At 64.9% G+C, this 23,764-nt stretch carries 25 protein-coding genes; 14 read left to right on the top strand and 11 right to left on the bottom strand.

Annotation, left to right across the window (positions count from 1 at the left end):
• Positions 1–4 precede the first annotated feature (4 nt).
• Positions 5–928 (bottom strand): LysR family transcriptional regulator, encoded by a 924-nt coding sequence (locus JQ603_RS30860; protein ID WP_212345366.1) that lies wholly within the window; start codon positions 926–928, stop codon positions 5–7.
• Between the two features lie 107 nt (positions 929–1,035).
• Here JQ603_RS30860 and JQ603_RS30855 point away from each other — a divergent pair, with 107 nt between their 5' ends.
• The 12 genes from JQ603_RS30855 (at position 1,036) to JQ603_RS38355 (ending at position 12,131) form a co-directional block, all read left to right on the top strand.
• Entirely contained in the window at positions 1,036–1,359 is a 324-nt protein-coding gene (locus JQ603_RS30855) for a Dabb family protein (protein ID WP_212345365.1), read from the top strand.
• Positions 1,356–2,435, top strand: coding sequence for a maleylacetate reductase (locus JQ603_RS30850; RefSeq protein WP_212345364.1), 1,080 nt, complete (start codon positions 1,356–1,358; stop codon positions 2,433–2,435). The genes JQ603_RS30855 and JQ603_RS30850 overlap by 4 nt, the downstream gene beginning before the upstream one ends.
• A 4-nt stretch (positions 2,436–2,439) precedes the next feature.
• A complete protein-coding gene (locus JQ603_RS30845) occupies positions 2,440–3,804 on the top strand; it encodes an amidohydrolase family protein (RefSeq protein WP_212345363.1) in 1,365 nt (454 codons plus the stop codon).
• 20 nt (positions 3,805–3,824) lie between these two features.
• Entirely contained in the window at positions 3,825–4,727 is a 903-nt protein-coding gene (locus tag JQ603_RS30840; protein WP_212345361.1) for an NAD(P)-dependent oxidoreductase, read from the top strand.
• Positions 4,728–4,741: 14 nt separating this feature from the next.
• Complete coding sequence (locus JQ603_RS30835) at positions 4,742–5,626, top strand: intradiol ring-cleavage dioxygenase (protein ID WP_212345358.1); 885 nt, start codon at positions 4,742–4,744, stop codon at positions 5,624–5,626.
• A gap of 62 nt (positions 5,627–5,688) precedes the next feature.
• A complete protein-coding gene (locus tag JQ603_RS30830) occupies positions 5,689–7,083 on the top strand; it encodes an FAD-linked oxidase C-terminal domain-containing protein (protein WP_212345356.1) in 1,395 nt (464 codons plus the stop codon).
• The gene (locus JQ603_RS30825; protein ID WP_212345354.1) at positions 7,080–8,603 is read left to right on the top strand and encodes a sugar ABC transporter ATP-binding protein; all 1,524 of its coding nucleotides are present in this window, start codon (positions 7,080–7,082) and stop codon (positions 8,601–8,603) included. The genes JQ603_RS30830 and JQ603_RS30825 overlap by 4 nt, the downstream gene beginning before the upstream one ends.
• Positions 8,596–9,546, top strand: coding sequence for an ABC transporter permease (locus tag JQ603_RS30820; RefSeq protein ID WP_211405062.1), 951 nt, complete (start codon positions 8,596–8,598; stop codon positions 9,544–9,546). Before JQ603_RS30825 ends, JQ603_RS30820 begins: the two co-directional genes overlap by 8 nt.
• A complete protein-coding gene (locus tag JQ603_RS30815; RefSeq protein WP_212345352.1) occupies positions 9,543–10,520 on the top strand; it encodes an ABC transporter permease in 978 nt (325 codons plus the stop codon). Before JQ603_RS30820 ends, JQ603_RS30815 begins: the two co-directional genes overlap by 4 nt.
• 42 nt (positions 10,521–10,562) lie before the next feature.
• Positions 10,563–11,537 (top strand): sugar ABC transporter substrate-binding protein, encoded by a 975-nt coding sequence (locus JQ603_RS30810; RefSeq protein ID WP_212345350.1) that lies wholly within the window; start codon positions 10,563–10,565, stop codon positions 11,535–11,537.
• Positions 11,538–11,614: 77 nt separating this feature from the next.
• Positions 11,615–11,902, top strand: coding sequence for a YciI family protein (locus tag JQ603_RS30805; protein ID WP_212345347.1), 288 nt, complete (start codon positions 11,615–11,617; stop codon positions 11,900–11,902).
• A gap of 106 nt (positions 11,903–12,008) precedes the next feature.
• Entirely contained in the window at positions 12,009–12,131 is a 123-nt protein-coding gene (locus JQ603_RS38355) for a hypothetical protein (RefSeq protein WP_271585603.1), read from the top strand.
• Between the two features lie 17 nt (positions 12,132–12,148).
• Here the strand turns inward: JQ603_RS38355 and JQ603_RS30800 are convergent, their stop codons facing one another.
• From JQ603_RS30800 to JQ603_RS30755, 10 genes are all read right to left on the bottom strand, one after another.
• Complete coding sequence (locus tag JQ603_RS30800; protein WP_212345345.1) at positions 12,149–13,162, bottom strand: formate dehydrogenase subunit gamma; 1,014 nt, start codon at positions 13,160–13,162, stop codon at positions 12,149–12,151.
• Between the two features lie 39 nt (positions 13,163–13,201).
• Positions 13,202–13,798, bottom strand: a complete 597-nt coding sequence (gene fdh3B / locus JQ603_RS30795; RefSeq protein WP_011088224.1) for a formate dehydrogenase FDH3 subunit beta — start codon at positions 13,796–13,798, stop codon at positions 13,202–13,204.
• 12 nt (positions 13,799–13,810) lie between these two features.
• Positions 13,811–16,753, bottom strand: a complete 2,943-nt coding sequence (locus tag JQ603_RS30790) for a formate dehydrogenase subunit alpha (protein WP_212345342.1) — start codon at positions 16,751–16,753, stop codon at positions 13,811–13,813.
• Positions 16,754–16,755: 2 nt separating this feature from the next.
• Positions 16,756–16,974 (bottom strand): twin-arginine translocation signal domain-containing protein, encoded by a 219-nt coding sequence (locus JQ603_RS30785; protein WP_212345340.1) that lies wholly within the window; start codon positions 16,972–16,974, stop codon positions 16,756–16,758.
• Between the two features lie 29 nt (positions 16,975–17,003).
• Complete coding sequence (locus JQ603_RS30780) at positions 17,004–17,786, bottom strand: molecular chaperone TorD family protein (RefSeq protein WP_212345339.1); 783 nt, start codon at positions 17,784–17,786, stop codon at positions 17,004–17,006.
• 132 nt (positions 17,787–17,918) lie between these two features.
• Positions 17,919–18,539 (bottom strand): DUF3306 domain-containing protein, encoded by a 621-nt coding sequence (locus JQ603_RS30775; RefSeq protein WP_212345338.1) that lies wholly within the window; start codon positions 18,537–18,539, stop codon positions 17,919–17,921.
• The gene (locus JQ603_RS30770) at positions 18,536–19,051 is read right to left on the bottom strand and encodes a DUF3305 domain-containing protein (protein ID WP_212345337.1); all 516 of its coding nucleotides are present in this window, start codon (positions 19,049–19,051) and stop codon (positions 18,536–18,538) included. Before JQ603_RS30770 ends, JQ603_RS30775 begins: the two co-directional genes overlap by 4 nt.
• The gene (locus JQ603_RS30765) at positions 19,048–20,055 is read right to left on the bottom strand and encodes a DUF6352 family protein (RefSeq protein ID WP_212345336.1); all 1,008 of its coding nucleotides are present in this window, start codon (positions 20,053–20,055) and stop codon (positions 19,048–19,050) included. Before JQ603_RS30765 ends, JQ603_RS30770 begins: the two co-directional genes overlap by 4 nt.
• Positions 20,052–20,591, bottom strand: coding sequence for a DUF6505 family protein (locus tag JQ603_RS30760; protein WP_212345335.1), 540 nt, complete (start codon positions 20,589–20,591; stop codon positions 20,052–20,054). Before JQ603_RS30760 ends, JQ603_RS30765 begins: the two co-directional genes overlap by 4 nt.
• A complete protein-coding gene (locus tag JQ603_RS30755) occupies positions 20,588–21,343 on the bottom strand; it encodes a biotin/lipoate--protein ligase family protein (RefSeq protein ID WP_245003963.1) in 756 nt (251 codons plus the stop codon). Before JQ603_RS30755 ends, JQ603_RS30760 begins: the two co-directional genes overlap by 4 nt.
• Before the next feature lie 151 nt (positions 21,344–21,494).
• On the opposite strand from JQ603_RS30755, the gene JQ603_RS30750 reads away from it, so the two are divergent.
• Both JQ603_RS30750 and JQ603_RS30745 read left to right on the top strand, forming a co-directional pair.
• Positions 21,495–23,465, top strand: coding sequence for a 4Fe-4S binding protein (locus tag JQ603_RS30750; protein WP_212345333.1), 1,971 nt, complete (start codon positions 21,495–21,497; stop codon positions 23,463–23,465).
• A gap of 33 nt (positions 23,466–23,498) precedes the next feature.
• Entirely contained in the window at positions 23,499–23,762 is a 264-nt protein-coding gene (locus JQ603_RS30745; RefSeq protein ID WP_245003962.1) for a hypothetical protein, read from the top strand.
• Positions 23,763–23,764 lie beyond the last annotated feature (2 nt).

Below are 23,764 nucleotides of genomic sequence, written 5' to 3'. Positions count from 1 at the left end.
CCGTTTACTTCGTCGCGTCGATCCATATCCCCGGCTCTGAACGCTCGCGGATATGAGCGACCAGGAAGTCGGAAAAGACCCTGATCTTGGCGGGCAGCCGAACGCGGTTTTGATAGGCGATGTTCATGGTGAGTAGCGGCAGCTCCCAGCCGCTCAGGACGGGCACCAGCCGGCCGGCCGCGATATCGCTCTGCACGATGTAGAGCGGCTGGATCAGGATGCCGAGCCCCGCACGCGCCGCGCCGCAGATGATCTGGCCGTCATTACTGTCGAGCGTCGGCGCGATCCGGACGGTCTGCGTCGCGCTGCCCTTGCTTAGCCGCAGCGAATAAGGATCGTTGGCAAGGTTGTAGATCAGCATGTTGTGGCGGGCGAGATCGGCGGGGTGCTCCGGCAGGCCGTGCTTCTCCAGATATGACGGGGCAGCCGCGAGCACGCGGTGCATCTGGCCGATGCGGCGGACGACGATGTTGGAATCCGGCTCGTGCTCCCGCGTGCGGATCGCGACGTCGATGCCAGCCTCGATGAAGTCCAGATAGCGGTTCGCGCTGATGATCTGCACGCTGAGATCAGGATAGAGCGCGCGGAACGCCGGCAGCATCGGCGCGAGATAGATCATCGCGAAGGACAGCGAGCTCGTCACGCGCAACATGCCTTTTGGCGACAGCGCGCGATCGGAAACAGCGTCCTCGGCTTCGGCGAGTTCGTTCAGTAGCGTGCTGCAGCGCTGCAGCAGCTCCTGCCCTGCCTCAGTCAGCCATTGCCGGCGCGTGTTGCGCTCGATCAGCCGGACCGCCAGCCGATCTTCCAGCGCGCTGAGGTGACGGCTGGCGGCCGCATTCGACATCCGCAGGATTTCGGCGGCCTTGGACAGGCTGCCGAGCTCGGCGGTTTTGGAGAAGACTTCGAGTTGGAGCAGTCTGTCCATTTTTGCACAAATCGGAAAAGAGACTTACAAATTTTGACCTTTATTTCCGATTTCTGCAAGGCAAAATAGCCCCAACAAAGTAGAGCGGCAGGCGAGGAAATCAGGAAATGTCGGGCCCGATCAGGCACATCGTGATGTGGCGGCTGCGCGGGGAGACCCCCGAGGAGCGCTCCGCCGCCCGGCTCAAGGTCAAGACCCTGTTCGAGGGCCTCAAGGGCCGGATCGACGGCCTCACTCATATCGAGATCGGCATGGACGTCAGTGCCGTCGACTACGCCTGCGATGTGGTGCTGTTCTCCGAGTTCACCGATCAGGCCGCACTCGCGGCCTATGCAAATCATCCGGAACATCTGCGCGTGCGCGAGGCGTTAGGCGACTTGCGGATCGGACGCTTCCAGGTCGATTATCCCATCAAAGAGACCGGCGCATGATCGGTTCGTTCATCTTTGAAAATCTGCCCTGCCGCGTCGTGTTCGGTAGCGGAACGCTGGCCGCGGCCAAGACCGAGGTCGAACGGCTCGGCGGCAAGCGCGCGCTGGTGCTGACGACGCCGCAGCAGGAGGCCCAAGGCAAGAGCCTGGGAACCGCGCTCGGCCCGCTCTATGCCGGCATTTTTCCCGGCGCCACCATGCATACCCCGGTCGAGGTCACGGAGCGCGCGCTCGCCGCGATGAAGGCGTGCGAGGCCGACTGCGTCGTCTCGCTCGGCGGCGGCTCGACCACCGGCCTCGGCAAGGCGCTGGCCTTGCGTACCGGAATCAACCAGCTCTGCATTCCCACCACCTATGCCGGCTCGGAGATGACGCCGATCGTCGGCCAGACCGAGAACGGCCTGAAGACCACGGTGCGCGATGCAGCGATACTGCCGGAGACGGTGATTTACGATGTGGATCTCACCTTGACGCTGCCGGCGAGCCTGGCTGCGACATCAGGCATCAATGCGATCGCGCATGCAGTCGAAGCGCTCTACGCGCGCGACACCAATCCCGTGACCTCGCTGATGGCGGAAGAAGGCATCCGCGCGCTGGCCCGCGCGCTCCCCGCCATTGCTGCGAAAAGCGACGATCGCGAGGACCGCACCGAGGCACTCTATGGCGCCTGGCTGTGCGGCGTCTGCCTCGGTACCGTCGGCATGGCGTTGCATCACAAGCTCTGCCACACGCTCGGCGGCACTTTTGACCTGCCGCATGCGGAGACGCATACGATCGTGCTGCCGCATGCGCTGGCCTACAACGCGCCGGCGGTGCCTGATGCGATGTCGCGCATCTCCCGCGCGATTGGTGCGGCCGATGCATCGCAAGGACTCTACGATCTCGCCAAGCGGCTCGGTGCGAAGCTGGCACTCCGCGATGTCGGAATGCCAGAAAGCGGCATCGACAAGGCGGCCGATCTTGCCGTTACCAACGCCTATTGGAATCCGCGCCCGCTCGAGCGCAATGCCATCCGCGACCTGATCGCACGCGCCTGGGCCGGCGAGCCGCCGGGCGCGGCCAAAGCGGCGGCGTGACGCGATGCGGCGCACGCTGATCAGATCGGCCACCGTCATCAGCATGGATGACGCGATCGGCGACCTCGGCACCGGCGACGTGCTGGTCGAGGGTAGCCGCATCGCCAGTGTGCGGCCATCGATCGACGTCGCGGCCGACACGGAGATCATCGACGGCGAGGGGCGCATCGTCATCCCCGGCCTGATCAACGCGCATATGCACACCTGGCAGACGGGCTTGCGTGGCTTTGCAGCGAACTGGACGCTGCTGGAATATTTCCGCCGCATGCATGCCGGTCTCGCGACCGTGTTCCGGCCCGAGGACATCCATATCGCGACGTTGGTGGGCGCGTTGAACCAGATCAACCACGGCGTCACCACGCTGGTCGACTGGTGTCACAACAATCCGACGCCTGATCATACGGACGCTGCCGTGCGCGGCCTGATCGAGAGCGGTATTCGCGCCGCGTTCTTCCACGGCTCGCCCAAACCCGAGCCGAAGCCGGGCGAGCCGCATTTCTCGGAAGTGCCGCATCCGCGCCGCGAGATCGAGCGGCTGCTGGCCGGCCCCCTCGCCGACCGCGACGGCCTCGTCACGCTGGGGCTCGCGATCCTCGGCCCGCATTATTCGACGCTCGACGTCGCCATGCATGATTTCCGCCTGGCGCGTGAGCTCAAGCTGATCGCATCCATGCATCAGGGCGGCGGCCCGGCCAAGACGCCCGGCGGCTGGGAAAAGCTGATCGAGGCCGGCCTCGTCGGCGCGGGCATCAACATCGTCCACGGCAATGACCTGCCTGACGATCTGCTGGGCCGGATAATCGATCTCGGCGTGTCCTTCTCGGTCACGCCGGAGAACGAGATGATCCAGGGCCACGGCTTTCCGATCACCGGGCGCCTTTTGAAGCGCGGCGTGCGGCCGACGATCGGCATCGATCTGGAATCCGTGCTGGCCGGCGACCTCTTCTCCGCCGCGCGCGTCGCGCTGTCGATGCAGCGGGCGCTCGACAACGCGGAGTCGCGTAAAGCGAGCGGCGCCATTCCGGCGACGACCACGATCCCCGTGCGCGAGGCGCTGCGCTGGATCACGACGGAAGGCGCCCGCATGCTCGGCCGCGAGCACCAGATCGGCTCGCTGACGCCGGGCAAACTCGCCGACCTCGTCATCATCAACGCGTCCGATCTCAATCTTTATCCGGTGCACGATCCGGTCGCGACCGTGGTGATGCAGACGAGCCTTGCCAATATCGAGGCCGTCATGATCGGCGGCGCTTGGAAGAAGCGGGACGGCCGGCTGCTGGTCGAGGAGCTCGAGGCGAAGAAGGAGCTGCTGGCGCAATCCGGCCGGCGGCTGGTTCAGGACATCGAACGACAAGGACGCGCCGCCTGAAGGCGCCAATGGACAACACAATGACAGACGCTTCGAAGAATGTTGCTTTCATCGGGATCGGCAAGATGGGCCTGCCGATGTCGGCGCTCGTCGCCAAGGCCGGCTACGCCGTCACTGCGTTCGACCGGAGCGCGGTGCGACTCGACGAGGCTCGCGCGCAGGGCATTGCGATTGCCGCCTCGCCCACCGACGCCGTAAGCGGCAAGGCTGCCGTCGTCACCTCCTTGCCCGACGATGCCGCCCTGCGCGGCGCGCTGCTCGGGCCCACCGGCCTGATCGCGGCGATGGCGCCCAAAACCGTTCTGATCGAGACCAGCACCGTGAGCGTCGAGGCCTCGACTGAGGTTGCGGCTGCAGCGCAGGCGCGCGGCATCGCCTATCTGCGCTCCCCGGTTTCCGGCAACGCCAGCATCGTTCATACCGGCGCACTGACCTGCTTCGTCTCGGGACCGAAGGACGTCTTCGAGAGTGTAAAGCCGCTGTTCGCCGCCTTCACCCGCGCCCAGACCTACCTCGGGCCGGCCGAGGAAGCGCGTTACGCAAAGCTTTCGGTCAATCTGATGATCGCGGTGTCGGCGGCGATGATGGCGGAGAGCCTGGCGCTGGCCCGCAAGGGCGGCATCGCCTGGCCGGACATCTTGAAGGTGCTCGACGACAGCGCGGTCGCCTCTCCCATGGTGAAGTACAAGACGGCGCCGCTACGCACACGGGACTTCGAGTCCACCTTCTCCTGCAAGCAGATGGCCAAGGACCTCGATTTGATCCTGGGCGCCGGCCACGCCGTCGGCGTGCCGTTGCAGCTCGCAGCGCAGGTGCGCGAGACCTACGGCTCGCTGGTCGCCCAGGGCGACGGGGATACCGACTTCATCGCGACCGTCAAGCATCTGGAGCGCCTATCCGGGCTCGGCGAGCCGAAACTCTGATCGCGGAGATACCCATGCGTAACTTCAACAAGAACACGATCACGGACGCGGTGCTGGAACGGATCGCGGGCGCAACCGATCCGCGCATCAAAGAGGTCAGCGAGGCGCTGGTGCGGCACCTTCACGCCTTCGTCCGCGAGATCCGGCCCACCCAGAAGGAATGGGAGTACGGCATCGACTTCCTGACCCGTACCGGGCATATGTGCGACGACAAGCGCCAGGAGTTCATCCTGCTGTCGGACACGCTCGGCGTCTCCATGCTCGTCGACGCCATCAACCATCCGGTGCCGGAAGGTGCGACCGAGACCACCGTGCTCGGCCCGTTCTTCGTCCAGGCTGCGCCGGAGAAGGACAGCGGCGCGGATATCTCCGGCCCGATGGAGGGCGATCCGATGCTGGTCACCGGCTCGGTCTCGACCGTCGATGGCAAGCCGCTCGCGGGCGCCGTCGTCGACGTCTGGCATTCCGACGATGACGGCTATTACGACGTGCAGCAACTCGACGAGATCGGCAATCTCGCGATGCGCGCGCGTTTCCACACCGACGCCAATGGTCGCTTCCATTTCTGGTCGATCAAGCCGGCCGCCTATCCGATCCCGCATGACGGCCCGGTCGGCGACATGCTGGAGGCGCAAGGACGCCATCCCTGGCGTCCCGCGCATGTGCATTTCATGATCTCTGCGCCGGGATTCGAGCAGCTCGTGACGCACGTGTTTGTCGCCGGCGACAAATATCTCGACAGCGACGTGGTGTTCGGCGTCAAGGACAGCCTGATCCGCGAATTTACGCGGCATCCCGCCGGCCGTGCGCCGGATGGTCGCATGGTGGAGCGCGACTATTTTCATCTCAACTATGATTTCGGCCTGAAGCAGATTGCGAGCAACGCAAGGGCCGCCTAAAGCCGAACGACAACGCAGCGGACCGGCAAGAGTCCGTGAACCGGAGCGTACAGGGAGCAAGGATGGGACCGCGGGTCAGTACGAGCATATTGGCCGATCGCCTCACCGGCATGATCGGCCCACGCGCGAGCGTTGCGCGCGGCGTGCTCGATCAGCATGGGCAGAGCGAATCGCATTATCGCAACTTGCCGCCCGACATCGTCGTCTTCCCCGAGACGACGCAGGAGGTGGTCGAGATCGTGAAGCTGTGCGCGGGCGCAGGCATGCCGATCGTCCCGTTCGGTGCCGGGACCTCGCTCGAAGGCAATGCGGCTTCGGTCGCAGGCGGCGTCTGCTTCGACTTCGCGCGCATGAACAAGGTGCTGGCGGTACACGACAGCGACATGGACGTCGTGGTGCAGCCCGGCATCACGCGCAAGCAGCTCAATGCCGAACTGCGCAATACCGGCCTGTTTTTCCCGATCGATCCCGGCGCCGACGCCTCGATCGGTGGCATGACATCGACGCGCGCCTCCGGCACCATGGCCGTGCGTTACGGCACCATGAAGGACAACGTCATGGCGCTGGAGGTGGTGCTCGCGGACGGGCGCGTGATCCGGACCGCGAAGCGCGCGCGGAAGTCAGCCGCCGGCTATGATCTGACGCGCATGTTCGTCGGCGCCGAAGGCACGCTCGGCGTCATCACCGAGATCACGTTGAAGGTTCACCCCGTGCCGCAGGCGATCTCGGCCGCGGTGTGCAGCTTCGATACCCTGCACGACGCCGTCGACACCGCGATCTCCGTGATCCAGTCCGCGATCCCCGTGGCGCGCGTCGAGCTGCTCGACGACGTCATGATGCGCGGCATCAACGCCTACGCCAAGCTCGGCTATCGCGAGGCCCCGACCCTGTTCTTCGAATTCCATGGCTCTGAAGCCTCCGTCGCCGAGCAGGCCGAGGCGGCGCAGGCGATCGCCGCCGACCATGGCGGCCATGGCTTTGCCTGGGCTAAGGCACAGGAAGACCGCAGCCGGCTCTGGCATGCGCGCGACAACACGCTCTATGCCGGCCTCGGCCTGCGGCCCGGCGCACGCGCGGTGATCACAGACGTCTGCGTGCCGATCTCGCGGCTGGCGGAATGCCTGACCGAGACGCGGCGCGACGCGGATGAGCACGGCTTTATCGCGCCGATCGTCGGCCATGTCGGCGACGGCAATTTCCACATGCTGATCCTGATCGATCCGGCGAAGCCCGAGGAGGCCGAAGGCGCCAAGGCGCTGCGGGCCCGCATGGTCGCCCGCGCCATCGCCATGGACGGCACCTGCACCGGCGAGCACGGCATTGGGCTCGGCAAGATCGAGTATCTCGCCGACGAGCTCGGCGAGGCCGTCGATGTGATGCGGCAGATCAAGAGCGCGCTCGATCCCGATGGACTGATGAACCCGGGTAAGATTTTTGCTGCCGGAGCCAAGGCATGAGCGACGCGCTCCCGATCGAGGTCACCTCGCCTGTCCCGCTGCTGGAGCTGCGTGGCATCAGCAAGGAGTTTCCCGGCGTCAAGGCGCTGGACGACGTGTCCTTTGCCGTCTACCCCGGCGAAGTTCACATGCTGCTGGGCGAGAACGGCGCCGGCAAGTCGAGCCTGATGAAGGTGCTGTGCGGCGCCTACCGCGCCGACGCCGGCGAGTTCTACCACAAGGGCGAGAAGGTCGCGATCGCATCGACCGCCGATGCGCGGAAGCTCGGCATTGCCGTGATCTTCCAGGAGTTCTCGCTCGTCCCCTATCTCGATATCGCCCAGAACATCTTCCTCGGGCGCGAGCCGAAGGGCCGTATCCCCGGTACCATCGACCGCCGCGGGATCCTGGCGGACGCAAAGCGCGTGCTCGACACGATCGGCTTCGATATCGATCCCTCCACCACCGTCGACAAGCTCGGCGTGGCGCAGCAGCAGATGGTCGAGATCGCAAAAGCGATCAGCCAGAATGCCCGCATCCTCGTGATGGACGAGCCCACCGCGGCGCTGTCCGACCGCGAAACGGAACTGCTGTTCGCGCTGATCGCGCGGCTAAAGGCCGACGGCGTGTCGATCGTCTACATATCGCACCGCATGGCCGAGGTGTTCGCGCTCGGCGATCGCATCACCGTGCTGCGCGACGGCCGTCGCATCGACGGGGTTCGCCCTGCCGATGTCACGCCGGATCAGCTCGTCCGCATGATGGTCGGCCGCAACGTCGACATGACCTATCCGCGCAATTTTGCCGACAAGCCCGGCGACGTCCTGCTGCAGGTCAAGGGCCTGACCGCGTCCACCGGCATCTCCGACATCAACATCGAGGTGCGCCGGGGCGAGATCGTCGGCCTGTGCGGCCTGGTCGGCTCCGGCCGCAGCGAGGTCGCGCGTGCCATCTTTGGCGCTGATCCCATGACATCAGGCGAGATCATCTTCGACGGCAAGACCATCTCGGGCGAGCCGGATCTCGCCGCCCGCCGCGGCATTGCGCTGATCCCGGAGAGCCGCAAGAGCGAGGGTCTCGCGCTGCTCCGGTCGGTCGGCGATAATCTGGTGGTGTCCGCGCTCAAGAAGCTCTTTCCGAGCGGCCTGTTCGACCAGCGCAGCGCGCAGCGCACGTCCGACGGCCTGATCCGGCAGCTGCGGATCGCTACCCCGAGCGCGCGGCAGACTGTCGGCCTGCTCTCCGGTGGCAACCAGCAGAAGGTCGTGATCGGCAAGTGGCTGGCGGCCGGCTCAAAACTCTTCATCTTCGATGAGCCGACGCGGGGCATCGACATCGGCGCCAAGTCGGAAATCTTCGCCCTGATCGATCGGCTCGTCGCGGAAGGCGCTGCGGCGTTGATGATCTCGTCCGAGCAGGTCGAGATCTGCCATGTCTGCGACCGCGCCTATGTGATGCGCGAGGGGCGCATTGCCGGACATTTGACGCGCAGCGAATTGACGGAGGAGAACATCGTGCGACTGGGGATGCATCATGCGTGAAGCCGCGGTCGTCTCGGAGCCCAATCCGCTGCAGCGGATTCCCGGCGTTGCCATCGTGCTGGTGCTGCTGATTGCGCTGTTCAGCGTCATCGCGCCCGGCTTCCTGTCGGTCGCCAATCTCTCCAATGTGCTGGTGCAGTCGACCATCCTGACCATGCTCGCGCTGCCGATGACCTTGATCATCATGACCGAGGGGCTCGATCTGTCGATGGGCGCGGTGCTGACGCTGACCTCGCTCTGCGTCGCCATCGTCTCGCTCGCAACCAAGTCGATGCTGCTCGGCCTTGGCGCCGGCCTCCTCGTCGGCGCCGCATTCGGCGTCGCCAACGGCTGGCTGGTCGCCATTCTCGGCATTCCGCCCTTCGTCGCGACGCTCGGCACGCTCGGCATGGCGCAAGGCCTGTCGCTGATCGTCAGCGACGGCCAGAGCGTGGTCGGCATCCCCCACAGCGTGCGCGACATCTATTCGGCGACGTTGCTCGGCATCCCCGTGCCGATCGTGATGGCGCTGGTGACCTATGCGGCCTTTCACGGCCTGCTCTATCACACCCGCTTCGGCACCTACATTTTCGCGCTCGGGGGAAATCGCGAGGCGCTGCGCTATGCCGGCCTCTCGCCGAACCGGCTGCTGATCGCGGTCTATGCGATCGGCGGCGCCATGGCCGGGATCGCCGGCCTGTTGATGACCGCGCGGATGAATTCAGGGCACCCGACCGCAGGCCTTGGCCTCGAGTTCGATGCCATCGCGGCGGTCGCGGTCGGCGGCACCTCGTTTGAGCGCGGCAATGGCTGGCTGCTCGGCACGCTCCTCGGCGTTCTCTCGGTTGGCGTGCTGCGCAACGGGTTGAACCTGATCTCGCTGCCATCCTCGGTGCAGGTCGCAAGCGTCGGCGTGCTCGTGATCGTTGCCCTGTTCCTCGATGGCCTCAGGAGCCGCGCATGACCGACATCACCAAAGAGACGATGATGCCGCCCCGCTCGTTCCTGTCGCAGGATGCGATCCAGGTGTTCTATCGCCTGCTGGCCGCGCTCTTGATCTGTGCGGTGCTCGCCGTGCTCAGCGATTCCTTCCTGAGCCTCGGCAACATCCTCAATGTGCTGAGACAAGCGAGCCTGACCTTCTTCATCGCCTCCGGCCTGACGCTGGTGGTGCTGACCGCAGGCCTCGATCTCTCGGTCGGTGCCAATGTCGCGCTGTCGGCCTGTATCGCCGGCACCGTGATCCACAAGACCGGCTCGCCGGCGCTCGGCATCCTCACCGGGCTTGCCTGCGGCGGCATCGTCGGCCTCCTCAACGGCATCATGGTCACCGCGCTGCGCATCCCCTCGTTCATCGCCACCTACGGCATGCTCTGGGTGCTGAACGGCCTCACCTACTGGTACATGGCGGGCGAGACCCTTCACGGCTTCCCCGCAGGCTTCCGCCAGATCGGCAGCGGCTATCTGTTCGGCCTGCCGATCCCGGTCTATCTGCTGCTGGTGTTTCTCGGGATCGGAACGCTGTTCGCGCAGCGGACGATCTGGGGCCAGGAGATCTACGCGATCGGCGCCAATCCGGTCGCAGCACGGCTATCCGGCATCCCCGTCGCACGGCGCCTGCTGCTGGTCTACGCCGTCTCCGGCACCATGGCGGGGCTCGCCTCGATCATCTTCCTGTCGCGCCTCAATTCGGCGGAAGCCGACATCGGCGAAAGCCTGACGCTGCCGGCGATCGCGGCTGTGCTGATCGGCGGCACCTCGCTGTTCGGCGGCGTCGGCACCGTGTTCGGCACCTTCATCGGCGCACTGATCCTGACGCTGGTGCTGAACGGCATGAACCTCCTGTCGGTCAGCGCCAACTGGCAGCCGCTGGTGACAGGCATCATCGTCATTCTCGCGGTCTGGCTCGACATGAAGACCCGCCGCCGCGCGCAATGAGTTCTCGGAAATCCAACAAGCAAAATCAGGGATGGAGGCAATATGAAATTGAGACTGGACTATCTGGCGCTACCGCTGCTGATGGCGGCTGCGTTCACCACTGAGGTACGCGCCGACGGCGAGACCATCGCGGTCTTCACCAAGAACCAGACCAATCCGTTCTTCCAGACGGTGCGGGTCGGCGCCGACAACATGGCGAAGGCGCTGAACGCGAAGACGCTTCAGTACATCCCGACCAAGCCGGATTCGATCCCAGAGCAGCTCAGCCAGATCGAGGACGTCGTGGTGAAGAAGCCAAGCGCGATCGTCTTCACGCCGGTCGACTACAAGGCGATGGTGCCGGGCGTCGAGAAGATCAACGAGGCAAAAATCCCCGTCGTCAACATCACCGACCGCTCCGCCGGCGGCAAATTCCTCTCCTTCGTCGGCGCCGACGATTACAGCCTCGGGCTCGAGACCGCGCGCTTCCTGCTCAAGACGCTGGGCGGCAAGGGCAACATCGTCATCATCGAGGGCGTCAAGGGCTCGCTGACAAATGTCGATCGCGTCCGCGGGTTCAACGACGCGCTGAAGGAAGCGCCCGGCGCCAAGCTCCTGGCTTCGCAGCCCGGTAACTATCAACGGCTCCAGGCGCTTCAGGTGATGGAGAACCTGATGCAGTCGAATTCGCAGATCGACGGCGTGCTCGCCGCCAACGACGCCATGGCGGTCGGCGCGATCGAGGCGCTCGACGGCGCCAACCGCAAGGCGCAGGTGATCGGCATCAACGGGACCAAGGAGGCGATCGACGCGATCAAGTCTGGCAAGCTGCTCGCCAGCGGCGACTACAACGGATTCGCGCAAGGCTGCCTCGGCACCATGATGGCTGTCCGCGCCCTGCGCAATCAGCCTGTCATCAGCGAGATCGTGCTGAAGCCGACCGTCATCACCAAGGACAATTTTGGGCCGTTCGACGTCCCGCTGGAGCAGCGGACCTGCCCGACCTTCGAGGACGCCGGCAAGCTCGGCGGCAAGTAGATCGCCCGATCACGATGAACCCGGACGGCCGCCCCTCGCGGCCGTCCCAAGAACGAAGCCAAGAAACGGAGACCACCATGCTGTTCGCCATTCACGCCCTCGACCGCACCGGCGCGCTGCCGACCCGGCTCGCCAATTACGACGCCCACAAGGCCTTCCTGAGCGATACCTCGCGTTTCGGCATCAAGATTGTGATGTCGGGGCCGCTCGTCTCCGACGACGGCGCGACCATGATCGGCAGCCTGTTCCTGGTCGAAGCCCCCACGCGTGCGGAAGTCGAGGCCTTTAATCGCGCCGATCCCTTCGCAGCGGCCGGCATCTGGGAGAAGGTGACGATCACCGGGTTCATCCGGCGACAAGGATAGAGGCGATCCCCAGCCCGGTCGTGTGTGTGTGCCGCATCGACCTTCCCAAGCGCAGCCTTTGTCCGCAGCCAGAGGTCCTGTATAATACTCGCAAGGAGGGATCGCGATGAAGGCTTTCATCCTTGCCTGTGTTGCGACGGTCGTCATCACGATGGCTGGAGTTGCCGTGCTCGACAGCGTACAGCTCCCCGTTGCAGAGGCCTTTTCGACGACGGGCGTGCGGCTTTAGGCCCTACTCCGTATGCACTATTCGGCCGCCGACGCAGCATGGCGAGGCTGTGGCTGAGAATCGTTCGGGCCGGTCCGTGCCGACTCCTGGTCGAGCCACAGGCTATGGTGCTCGCGCGCCCAGTTGACATCCACCTCGCCTGATCCCATCGCCTCGAAGGCACCTTCCATCCCGATCGTGCCTATGTAGATGTGGGCGAGCATCGCGGCGATAAACAGCACGGCCACGACGGCGTGAACGATCTGGGCCATCTGCATGCCCTCGATCCCCGTCACGTAGAACGGGAACATCAGCACGTAGCCCGTCGCGGCCACGAGTCCACCGCCGATCACAACGATCCAGTAGATCCCCTTTTGACCCGCGTTGAAACGGCGAGCCGGCGGATGATCATGACCGAACAGGCCGCCTCCGCGCTTGATCCACTCCAGATCGACCTTGTTCGGGATATTACCGCCGATCCACATCAGAAAGATCAGCACGACGCCGATCGTGAAGGGAAAGCTCAGGTAGTTGTGCGCGTATTTTGCCCATTGCGACCATTCCGAGAAGGCCTCAAATCCAATCAGCGGAAGCAGCAGTGGCCGCCCGAACGTGACGTTCAATCCCGAGATCGCCAGGATAATGAAGCAGGTCGCGGTCATCCAGTGCACGAAACGCTCGAAGGTGTTGAACCGCACGATGGTGCGGCCGGATCGTCCGCTTTCGAGGCGGACCATGCCGCGTGTCAAATAGAAGATGACCAGCACCGCCAGCATGCCGAGCACTGCAACGCCGCCGATCCACCGCAGTGCGACGTTGCGGAATTCGCGCCATTCGCGGCCGGCAGGTTGCATCAGCACGCCGGAGCGCTGGTCGGGGATGCTGACGCGTCCCTGGATCCGGTCCATCTCTTGCAGCAACTGGCGCTCGTTCACCGAGCTCGCCGTCGGATTGACCTGCTGGGCCGGCGACGGTACCGGAGCTGCCATGACCAACAGAAGCAACGCCCACGCGCCGATGGCTGGTCGAATGAACCTTGCAAATGAGGACATCTGCTCCTCCCGGCATTTGTACCGCGCCGTGCGGCGCCTTCAGGACTCGATTGTTTCGCGATAGGCGGTCTTCCAGCCCCATGCGCCTGAGCCATAGCCGCGCTTCAACACGCGCTCCTTGTAGATCTGGGCGATGATCTCGCCGTCGCCGGCAAGCAGAGACTTGGTCGAGCACATCTCGGCGCACAGCGGCAGCTTGCCCTCGGCCAGGCGGTTAGCACCGTATTTTTCGTATTCCTCCTTGCTGCCATCGGCCTCGGGACCGCCGGCGCAGTAGGTACATTTGTCCATTTTTCCGCGCGAGCCGAAATTGCCGACCTTCGGATATTGCGGCGCGCCAAACGGACAAGCGTAGAAGCAATAGCCGCAGCCGATGCAGAGATCCTTGGAGTGCAGGACCACGCCATCGGCGGTGGTATAGAAACAGTTCACCGGGCACACTGCCGCGCACGGCGCATCGGTGCAGTGCATGCAGGCCATCGAGACCGATCGTTCACCCGGCTTGCCATCGGCGATGGTGACGACCCTGCGGCGGTTGATGCCCCAGGGGACCTCGTGCTCGTTCTTGCAGGCCGTGACGCAGGCGTTGCACTCGATGCAACGGTCGGCGTCGCAGAGAAACTTCATACGTGCCATCGTCGTTGCTCCTTATGCCGCCGCGATCTGGCAGAGAGTGACCTTGGTCTCCTGCATGTTCGTCGCGGGATCGTATCCGTAGGTGGTGATCGTGTTCGCGCTTTCGCCGAGCACGATCGGGTCGGTGCCCTTCGGGTAGTTGCCGCGGAGATCCTTGCCCGCAAGCCAGCCACCGAAGTGGAAGGGCATCCAGGCAACTCCCTTGCCGACGCGTTCGGTGACGAGCGCCTTCATCCTTGCCCGGGAATTGTTCTCGGCTCCCGTGACCCAGACCCAGCCACCATCCTTGACGCCGCGCTCGGCGGCGTCGGCAGGGTTGATCTCGATGAACATGTCCTGCTGCAATTCGGCGAGCCACGGGTTGGTCCGGGTCTCCTCGCCGCCGCCCTCATATTCGACCAGGCGGCCGGACGACAGGATCAGCGGGAACTGTTTTGCAATTCCCTTCTCCACCGCGGCCTTCTGCACGGAGAAGCCGATATTGGGCATCCGGAACTGCTTGGCGTCGGGCAGCGTCGGGTATTTGGCGACGAGATCGACGCGCGGCGTGTAGATCGGCTCGCGATGAACCGGGATGGGATCGGGCAAGCCGAAGGCATGCATGCGCGCCTTGCCGTTGCCGTAGGGAACGCAGCCATGCGCCAGCGCGACGCGCTGGATGCCGCCCGACAGGTCGAGCGCCCACGACACCGCGTCCGGAGTGGCTGGGTTGACCTTGTTGATCACGGCCATTTCCGCTTCGGTGAGCTCGGTGTCCCAGCCGAGCTTCTTCAAGCTCGCGAGCGTAAATTCCGGATAGCCGTCCTGGATGCCCGACCCCAGCGAGTACGAGCCATCCGCGAGCAGGCTCACCTTGCGCGTCGTGCCGTCCGGCAGCTTCTCCTCGCGCTCGACGCCGAACCGCGGCCGGAACGTGCCGCCGCCATCCATCACGTGCAGATTGGTATTGTAGAGCAGCGGCGTGCCGGGATGCTTGACCTCCGGCGATCCCCAACATGGCCAAGGCAGGCCGTAATAGTCGCCGCCGACCTCTGGATCGTCCTTCGGCGCGCGCATCGTCAGCATGTCGAACTTGGCCTGGTTCTTCATGTGCGCCTTGAGGCGCTCGGGCGATTGCCCGCAATAGCCGGTCGACCAGCTGCCGCGGTTCATCTCGCGCAGCACATCTTCGGCTTCAGGCAGATTGTTCTCGATCTTGATCTTCTTGAACATCTGGTCGGCGAAGCCGAGCTTCTTCGCCATCAGATAGATGATTTCGAGATCATCCTTCGACTCGAAGATCGGCTTCACGATCTGCTCGCCCCATTGCAGCGAGCGGTTGGAGGCGACGCGCGAGCCCTTGCACTCGAACTGCGTGGCGACCGGCAGGATGTAGATGCCATCCTTGCGTCCCGCTTCGACCGCCAGCGAGGCCCAGGTCGTCGGGTGCGGGTCGGCGATGACGAGCAGATCGAGTGCCTTCAGGCCGTTGAGGGATTCAGGAATGCGGGTGATGCTGTTGGAGGCGTGTCCCTGCACGAACACCGCCCTGACATTGTCCTTCTGCGCAACCTGATCCTTCGGCAGCGTCGCCGCTTCGAACCAGCGGGTCAGCGGGATGCCCGGCGTTTCCATGATCTGCTTGGAGTCGAAGCGCGACTTCAGGAAGTCATAGTCGACCTCCCAAACCCGCGACCAATGCTTCCAGGCCCCCTCGGCGAGGCCGTAGTAGAACGGCAACGTGACGATATCGAGCCCGACGTCGGTCGCGCCCTGCACGTTGTCGTGGCCACGGAAGATGTTGGCTCCCTTGCCCTCTCCGCCGACATTGCCGGTCATCAGCAGCAGGATGCAGCTGGCGCGCACGTTGGCGGTGCCGACGGTCTTCTGGGTCTGTCCCATGGCCCAGATCAGCGTGGCCGGCTTCTCGGTGGCGAACATCTTGGCGACGCGCTTGAGCTGCTCGCCGGGAATGCCGGTGACGCGCTCGACTTCGTCCGGAGTCCACTTCTCGACCTCCTTCTTGAGGTCGTCAAAACCGTAGACCCGCTGCCGGATGAACTCCTTGTCCTCCCAGCCGTTCTGGAGGATGTGCCACATCATGCCGTAGAGTATGGGGATGTCCGTCCCCGGCCGCATCCGCACATATTCGGTCGCATGCGCGGCGGTGCGCGTCAGGCGCGGATCGATGACGACGAAATTGGCCTTTTGCAGCTCCTTCCCCTCGAGCAGGTGCTGCAGCGACACCGGATGCGCCTCCGCCGGATTGCCGCCCAAGATCATCTGCGTCTTCGCATTGCGGATGTCATTGTAGCTGTTGGTCATCGCGCCGTAGCCCCAGGTGTTGGCGACGCCGGTGACTGTGGTCGAATGGCAGATGCGGGCCTGGTGATCGGTGTTGTTGGTTCCCCAGAATGCGCCGAGCTTGCGGAATAGGTAGGCGCCTTCATTGGTCATCTTGGCCGAGCCGAGCCAATAAACGGAGTCAGGGCCCGACTTCTCGCGCACCGCCTGAAGCTTGTCTCCAATCTCGTTGATCGCGGTATCCCAGGAGACGCGGGTCCACTGGCCACCCACCAATTTCATCGGATAGCGCAGCCGCCGCTCGCTGTGCACGAGCTCACGCACGGAGGCGCCCTTGGCGCAATGCGAACCGCGATTGATCGGCGAATCCCAACTCGGCTCCTGGCCGATCCATACCCCGTTCAGGACCTCGGCCGTGACCGTGCACCCGACCGAGCAATGCGTGCAGATACTCTTGCGGACGGTCGCGCCCGCGGTGAGCGGGCCGGCCACGGCCGCTTCTGCCTTGCGCACGCCACCGACCGGCAGCGTGCCGAGCGCGGCGAGCGCGCCACCGGCAAGACCGGATTTTCGCAGGAAGCTGCGGCGGTCGAGACTGCCGGCCTGCCCCGCAAGGGACTCGGCAACGGAACCATGGCGCAGGGAATGCTGGTTTGTTCGCTTGATCAGCACGGTCAACCTCCCTTGGCCGGATAACGATTGACGCGATAGAACGCCTTGACGTGATCGGTTTCCTTGTAGCGCGCCTTGCGCTTCTCATCGTTGGCTTCGCTGTCAGCCTGCGCGGCCCCGACCAGCGGTGTCGCAAGCGTCGCGCCGGCGCCCACCGTGCCGACGCCGACCTTGCGCAGGAACGCGCGGCGCCCGACTGTGGTTTTGCTGTCTTCACTCATCGCATCTCTCCTGGACCTGCCGGTGCAGGTCAGTTGGCGAACGTGAATGCTTCCGTCTCGATCTCGATAAAGGCGCGACCGAGCGCGCCGACCGTACGATAGAAGATGGCGCTCTCCGCGCGCTCGATGTCGGCGAACAGCCGACCGATCCAGGGCCCGACGTGCTTGTCGAAGAATGCGTGCTGCGCCTCGAACGACGCCGGGAAGCGGCCTCCCGCAAAGCCCGCCATGATCTCGCACAGGATGCCGGCGTGATCTTCCGGCTCCGGATTGTTCGCGGCACGCTCGATCCCAAGCGCAGCGAGGTCGGCCCGCAAGCGTGACAGCGGCCGCTCGTTGAGAAATCCGGTCAGGTAATAGGAGGCATAGGGCAAGAGCTCGCCCCGACCGAGACCGACGAACAGGTCGAAATATTCACGTTCGACCTTCGCTGGGACTGCATTGGCGGCGGCTTCAGCCAGCGCGGCATGCGCGCGTCCGAGCGGCGTCGCATCACCCGTCAATGCGGCCAGTTGATCAAGTAGGCTTCCTGATGGTGCCGCGAGCAAGAGAGTCGCGAGCAGCAAATATTCCTGCGCACGCGCCGCATCGACGGGTTCAATCGGAACTTCGGGCAGAAGCGGCGGCTCGCTGTACAAATCAGGCCGCAAGTCATTGCGCGATACGCCGGTGGCCGCTTCGACCGCAACCACCCGTTGTGCGGGCACCTTTGTCCAGTTCGAAACGGAGGGTTGGCTAATGCCGATTTTGCGCGCAAGTCCTGCCACGCCGCCCGCGGCGTCAATGGCTCGCTCAAGGCCGTCATCACGCACGTGGACCTCCCATCCAAGTCCCAGGTGCTGATTTTTCTTTTTCTACAAAGCGCTAGACCAAGCGTAGTCCTGGCCCAACAGAGGGTCAATCGCCTCCCATAGTTTGAGGCTATGGTCTTTCGTTGGGGAGTCCTAGCGGGGCAGCGCGCCGCCATGCGTGCGGCGAGGAACCGACAGCTGTTCACTTCCAGTGCTTTCGGCGACTGTTAGTTGCGCTGCAGCAGGAGCAGGTGCGGGGCGCGCTTCCTCTTCGGCCACGATCTCGACATTTGATCTCTCAACCTCGGGCAATTCCCGCGAAGAATCCGCGACTTCAACCGGAGTCTCGGACAGCGCCTCGGCCGACTTGCTGATGCCGCCGATGATCCTGTCCACGAACGCGGCCAGTTCTGCTTCCGAACAATCCAGCGGCCCAAAGCCCGGCATTGCGGAGGGATCGTTGAAGTCCCATGCGTTTTCGGCAAGTCCCACGAAGTCGCGTATGACGGGATCAGCGCTCCAGGCGCGACGAAGCGCCGCACGTGTCAGCTCCTGCGGTATCCCTTTGCGCAGGAACGCCTTGATATCGGTCGCTGATGTGATCGAATCGATCGAAGGCAGGCTCGAGAGGTCGAACTCCACGTCGTCGTCTTTCGTGGCGGGCGGCGGCGCCGACTGCGTGTTGTCGTGCATTGCCGGATCCGGTTGCGCAGCGGTCTCCTTTGCCTCCTGCTTGAGCCGGGACCAGCGCGCCAGGAACTTATCCTCGCTCATTCGTGTCCGCCTTCATGCTGCCGGCGTGCCAGCGCCTCCGGATCGGCCTGCCGCCGCTTGCGTTTGAAGAACTCCCGTTCGACGTGGTGCTCGGCAACGAAGCTTTCAATCTGCTCGCGCAGCACGTCCGACATGGGAACGGCCTCGACCAGATTGGCACCGGCCTCTGTGAATGCTTCGCCTTCCGCAGGATCGGCGGTGGCGGCAGCCACCGAATAGGGCCAGACGCCTTCCGCAGGCGACAACACCGTCCAGATGCTCGGACGACCCGAAGCGAGATTATCGCGATAGCGCGCGGTCTCGGAACTGTAGAGATCGACCATAGCGCTGCCGGCATAAAAGAGTGTCCCGCCTCCCTCTTGGCGGAGCACCGTCCAGGACTTGGTGTCCGGCTCGTCCGGCAGCACGGCGACGGCGCGCCAGACGAAGTCGGTCCACGGCGAGTCCGCCTTGTGCCGCTCGACCACGACGCCGACGGGAATGCGCACGAGCGGCAGCGCAGCCGGGCTCATGTCACCATCTCCAGATGTTTGATCGGCAACCCCGTCAGCAAATTCTGCGGCTTCATCCGGAGCTTCTGATCGGAGTTCACCGACAGAATGAGATAGACCGGCTCGCCCTGCATCTCGTCTGCGGCCGCACTCTTGTCCGCAAACGTCAGGCGGAACAATGAAAGCACACGGCCGGCGCTGCGGTCATCGAGTTGCTCCCCATGCCAGAGACGGTCGCCCAGCCTGGTCGCATCGGCGTCGAGCCCGACATACCAGGTGAGCCGCGCATCATGCAATTCCCGCAGCGGCTCAATGCCGACGTCGATCCCGAGCAGATGGGAGATCCAGCGCGTCATCGCCTGGGCCAGCGCCCTCGACCCGCGGCCGCTTGCGGTGAGGTCGAACGCCATGTCGAAATCGTCGCTTCGTTGCCAATAGTCGTCGGCGTTGACCTCGCTCAGGACGTCGAGCTGGGCATCGGTCGCGGCCCCCAGCATGGACATCAGCGACAGCACCGGGGTCGGGCTCTGCCCACCGACGACTTCTTCATCTCCGAGCAGCAAGGCCTGCTCATGCGGCAGGATGCGCTGCGGGCGGAAGAACAGCTCGGCTGCGCGCAGCACGAAGGGATCATCGCAGCCATCGAGCGCATTGCGCAGGATCACATGCACGAGCTGATTGACGAACAGCGGCGGCAAATCGTTGGCCCGCGACCGGACAGTTGCAAGATAGGCGGCCTCGAGCGTCGGATGCCGTACGAGGAGGTCGCGAAAGGCGAGCACGAACCGCCAATTCTCCCGGGCATCCGCATCGACAATCGCTGCGACCTCGTCAGCACCGACCGGCCGGCGGGGGGCGGCAAGCAGCGCGCGGTGCAGCCGCCGCTCGACCGGGCATGCTTCGTCCGGCGGAATCAGCTCGGGACGGGCAAAATAGGCCTTCAGGAACTCGTCGGTGACGCAAAGCCCGCCGCTCTCATTGCGATCGAGCAGATGGTGGCCGCACGCGATCCAGAAATCGTTCATCGGGGCTGCGGCTCCTGGCTCATATCGGCAAGCCTGACATTGCTGTCGGGTTCGACATCATCTTCGGCTTCCATGAACGAGAACGCCTTGCCGTGCCCCTGCCCTTGCCGCAGCTGCAGCCTGCGGAACGACTCGCGGACCTCGCCGCCGCTGACCGAGCGGTGGACGGCAATGAGCGAACTGATCGGATGCGTGCAGAGCGACTGCACAAAGGCAACCTCCTCTTCGGCGGCCGTCCGCGCGGTTGCCGGATCCGGCGCGCCGAAACGATCGATGAGTTGGGCGGCGAGGAGCTCGATCAGTGCCCGGCAATCGCTCTCCGTTGCCGGCACAATCTGCGCCAGCGTCGACCAGCCCCAGGATTGCACCCCGAGGAAGCCACTGCGAAACGCCGCGCGCGCCTTGCCGCTCAACGTCGCGGGATCCTGGTCGCAGAAGCGGAACGCGCCCGAGACGGCCCATTCGCCGGGCTCGGCCGCCGCATCGAACACGAACGTATCGGAGGGATCGAGCGCGATGGTGCGCAGCAGTTTCATAGCCGCGGCCCCCCGAGTTTCGGATCGAGCCAGGATGGCTTGGCGAGCGCCTTGACGAGCTCGCTCCGCTCGACCCTGTCGGTGCCGACGCGGCGCGTGAGGAGATCGCCGCTCTCGTCGATCCGCAGGACGGTTCCCCGCTCACGGGGAATCCGGCTGAGATAGTCGCGCGCGACGCTGTCAAAGCCATCGACCTGCCAGCTATCGAACACCCGCATCAGGTGCCGTGCAAAACTCTCGGTCACCTCTGCGGCTCCGGCTTCGCCAAACCCCTCCTCATCGAGTGCGGACGCGAGCGGATGAATGCCGGGCCCCTGCTCGGCCATTGCGACCGTCCGGATCATGGCGCCGAACACCAGCCAGGCGGGCGGCTCATCCTCGCGCGCGGACGACGGCCATCCCATCCGCGCACCGCCGACCAGCCCGCCATCGATCTGGACAGCGTCCGGCCAGCCGATCGCGACGGTCTTGTTCGGCGGCGCGTAGGCGCGAAGAGCGTCGGTGAGCGCGACCATGCCGGAGTAGAAGGCGCGCCGCGCGGTGCGCAGGGGTTCGCCCGGCTCAAGCACCACGGCAAATTCGGCAAGATCGAACCGTCCGACATAGACCAGCGTGCCGGCGCCGCTTTTTGGTGCAATGCGGCAAGCGTCGGCAAAGGCGTCTCTGCTCTCACGCAACCGGACAAGCGTGAAAGGCGGCGGCAGCCGGATCGGCTCCGCCAGGGAAACGTGGCTGGTTGGGGTCGACCGCAAGGCCGTCCTCCACTTTCCTTTTCTTCCCGATAGTGAAAATCTATACGAGGTGCAGGAATGGCGCGAGTCCGTAAGTCGGCGCCGCACTGGCGGAGGGATTGACCTGAAGCAGCCAGCGAACACCGTCCTGATCTGCTCGTGTGAAGACACGATGCGCCTCGACGTGGCCACGATCCGGCGCGGATGCCCCAACTGTGAAATCAGCAGCTTTCGCCATCTCTGCGGCGCGGAGCTCGATCGTTTCCGCAACGCCGCAAAAGCCGAGGGCCCGCTGACGGTCGCCTGCACGCAGCAGGCTGCGCAGTTCACGGATGAGGCAGGCGAACGCCCTGACGGGATCACCTTCGTCAACATCCGCGAAACGGCGGGCTGGTCGCGCGACGGCGCGAATGCCGGCGCCAAGATGGCGGCGCTGCTTGCGGCGGCCGCGATTCCCGCACCGGACTATCCGCTCGTCTCGCTGTCGAGTGACGGCATCATCCTGATCTATGGGCGCGACGAGGCCGCGATCGAAGCCGGCCGGCTGCTCGCAGATCATCTCGATGTCACGGTCATGCTCAAGCAGACGGCAGACGTGACGCCGCCTGCCGCGGCAGCGTTCCCGATCGTGACGGGCACGATCCGTAACGCGAAGGGACATTTTGGCGCCTTCGAGCTCACGATCGACGACTACGCGCAACCGCGCCCGTCTTCGCGCGACCGCTTCGTGTTCGAGACCCCGCGCAATGGGGCGACCTCACGCTGCGATCTCGTGCTCGACCTCTCCGGCGGTGCGCCGCTGTTCCCCGCGCACGAGCTGCGGGACGGCTATCTCCGCGCCGATCCGCGAGATCCCGCGGCGGTGCTGCGTGCGGTCCTTGCCGCTCGCGATCTCGTCGGACGTTTCGACAAGCCGAGATATGTCGACTTCACACCCAGCCTGTGCGCGCATTCGCGCTCGAAGCTGACCGGATGCCATCGCTGCCTCGACCTATGCCCGACCGGCGCGATCACCCCCGCCGGCGACCATGTCGCGGTCAACGCAGCGGTCTGCGCAGGTTGCGGGCAATGCGCGGCCGCCTGCCCGACAGGAGCTGCGTCCTACGCGCTGCCGCCCGCCGACACCCAGCTGCAGATCCTTCGCGCCATGTTGCTCGCCTACCGCGAGGCGGGCGGTGCAGATCCGATCCTGCTGCTGCATGACAGCGGGCACGGCACACCGCTGATCGATGCGCTCGCCCGTCATGGCGACGGATTGCCGGCCAACGTGCTTCCGCTCGCCGTCAACGAGTTGACGCAGGTCGGCCTGGAGGCCGTCATCGGCGCATTCGCGTACGGCGCGGCGGCCGTGCGGTTCCTGCTGCGCGCCAAGCCGCGACACGCCATGACCGGGCTGTTGCAGACGATCGTCATGGCCGAAACCATTCTTGCCGGGCTCGGGTTTGACGGCGGCCGCGTGGCCACGATCGAAACCGACGATCCCGACATTCTGGCTGACCAGCTGACGGGGATCGGTCCGCTTGCCGGCCTCGCAACGCCTGCAACCTTCCGGACGGTCGGCAAGCGCGGCGACCTGCTTCGCTTTGGCCTGAGTGAATTGCATCGCCTCGCGCCCAAGCCTGTCGACGTGATCGCCTTACCCGAGGGCGCACCGATCGGTGCGGTCACCGTTGACGTCAGCGGTTGCACGCTGTGCCTGTCCTGTGTCTCCGTCTGCCCGACCGGCGCGCTTCGCGCCGATCCCGAGCGTCCCGTCCTGAAATTCGTCGAGGACGCCTGCGTGCAGTGCGGCCTGTGCCAGAGCACGTGTCCCGAGAAAGTCATCACCCTCACCCCGCAGATCGACTTCCGGGCGAGGCGCGCGCCGGCACAGGTGATCAAGGAGGAAGAACCGGCCCTGTGCGTTCGCTGCGGCACGCCGTTCGGCGTCAAGAGCACGATCGATCGGATCGCGACAAAGCTCGAGGGGCGCCATTGGATGTATCCCGCCGGAGATCGCCGGACCGAGGCCTTGCGGATGTGCGCCGATTGCCGCGTCATCGTCATGAGCGAGCAGCAGTTCGATCCGATCCAGGACGTTCCGGAGCGCGCGCCACCACGGACGACGGATGACTATCTGCGTCAACGCGAGAACAAGGACTAGCCGCATGCCTCGTTTCACGATGGGTTTTTCGACGTGCCTTGCCATACGGTTCTCGCCGGCACGGCCGCCGAGGCCGCCGCCCTCACCAAGGCGGAAAAGGTCGCGCTCAAGCAGGCGGTCGTCGCCTGCAAGGCCGAGGCAAAGGGCAAGAAGATCAAGTGGCTGTCGCGCCGGAAATACGTCAATGAGTGCGTCGTGACGGCGCTCAAGGAGCATCCCAGCATCGACGTCGCCCGCATGCTCAACGAGAAGCCGGATCTGACAGATATTCCCGTGGAGCAATGGCCGGCCTATTAGAG

It is taken from the genome of Bradyrhizobium liaoningense (assembly GCF_018130825.1).
Lineage (GTDB): Bacteria > Pseudomonadota > Alphaproteobacteria > Rhizobiales > Xanthobacteraceae > Bradyrhizobium > Bradyrhizobium liaoningense_B.
The sequence above is the reverse complement of the archived record's forward strand: the minus strand, read 5'-3'. Positions and strand labels throughout refer to the sequence as shown.

What these genes read in the sequence shown, in the direction of transcription:
- JQ603_RS30830 (WP_212345356.1), top strand. Translation starts at nt 5,689, where the DNA reads ATGGGACCGCGGGTCAGTACGAGCATATTGGCCGATCGCCTCACCGGC.
- JQ603_RS30845 (WP_212345363.1), top strand. Translation starts at nt 2,440, where the DNA reads ATGCGGCGCACGCTGATCAGATCGGCCACCGTCATCAGCATGGATGAC.
- JQ603_RS30825 (WP_212345354.1), top strand. Translation starts at nt 7,080, where the DNA reads ATGAGCGACGCGCTCCCGATCGAGGTCACCTCGCCTGTCCCGCTGCTG.
- JQ603_RS30855 (WP_212345365.1), top strand. Translation starts at nt 1,036, where the DNA reads ATGTCGGGCCCGATCAGGCACATCGTGATGTGGCGGCTGCGCGGGGAG.
- JQ603_RS30805 (WP_212345347.1), top strand. Translation starts at nt 11,615, where the DNA reads ATGCTGTTCGCCATTCACGCCCTCGACCGCACCGGCGCGCTGCCGACC.
- JQ603_RS30800 (WP_212345345.1), bottom strand. Translation starts at nt 13,162, where the DNA reads ATGTCCTCATTTGCAAGGTTCATTCGACCAGCCATCGGCGCGTGGGCG.
- JQ603_RS30760 (WP_212345335.1), bottom strand. Translation starts at nt 20,591, where the DNA reads ATGAAACTGCTGCGCACCATCGCGCTCGATCCCTCCGATACGTTCGTG.
- JQ603_RS30815 (WP_212345352.1), top strand. Translation starts at nt 9,543, where the DNA reads ATGACCGACATCACCAAAGAGACGATGATGCCGCCCCGCTCGTTCCTG.
- JQ603_RS38355 (WP_271585603.1), top strand. Translation starts at nt 12,009, where the DNA reads ATGAAGGCTTTCATCCTTGCCTGTGTTGCGACGGTCGTCATCACGATG.
- JQ603_RS30770 (WP_212345337.1), bottom strand. Translation starts at nt 19,051, where the DNA reads ATGAGCCCGGCTGCGCTGCCGCTCGTGCGCATTCCCGTCGGCGTCGTG.
- JQ603_RS30785 (WP_212345340.1), bottom strand. Translation starts at nt 16,974, where the DNA reads ATGAGTGAAGACAGCAAAACCACAGTCGGGCGCCGCGCGTTCCTGCGC.
- JQ603_RS30850 (WP_212345364.1), top strand. Translation starts at nt 1,356, where the DNA reads ATGATCGGTTCGTTCATCTTTGAAAATCTGCCCTGCCGCGTCGTGTTC.
- JQ603_RS30765 (WP_212345336.1), bottom strand. Translation starts at nt 20,055, where the DNA reads ATGAACGATTTCTGGATCGCGTGCGGCCACCATCTGCTCGATCGCAAT.
- JQ603_RS30775 (WP_212345338.1), bottom strand. Translation starts at nt 18,539, where the DNA reads ATGAGCGAGGATAAGTTCCTGGCGCGCTGGTCCCGGCTCAAGCAGGAG.
- JQ603_RS30820 (WP_211405062.1), top strand. Translation starts at nt 8,596, where the DNA reads ATGCGTGAAGCCGCGGTCGTCTCGGAGCCCAATCCGCTGCAGCGGATT.
- fdh3B (WP_011088224.1), bottom strand. Translation starts at nt 13,798, where the DNA reads ATGGCACGTATGAAGTTTCTCTGCGACGCCGACCGTTGCATCGAGTGC.
- JQ603_RS30840 (WP_212345361.1), top strand. Translation starts at nt 3,825, where the DNA reads ATGACAGACGCTTCGAAGAATGTTGCTTTCATCGGGATCGGCAAGATG.
- JQ603_RS30860 (WP_212345366.1), bottom strand. Translation starts at nt 928, where the DNA reads ATGGACAGACTGCTCCAACTCGAAGTCTTCTCCAAAACCGCCGAGCTC.
- JQ603_RS30750 (WP_212345333.1), top strand. Translation starts at nt 21,495, where the DNA reads ATGCGCCTCGACGTGGCCACGATCCGGCGCGGATGCCCCAACTGTGAA.
- JQ603_RS30810 (WP_212345350.1), top strand. Translation starts at nt 10,563, where the DNA reads ATGAAATTGAGACTGGACTATCTGGCGCTACCGCTGCTGATGGCGGCT.
- JQ603_RS30835 (WP_212345358.1), top strand. Translation starts at nt 4,742, where the DNA reads ATGCGTAACTTCAACAAGAACACGATCACGGACGCGGTGCTGGAACGG.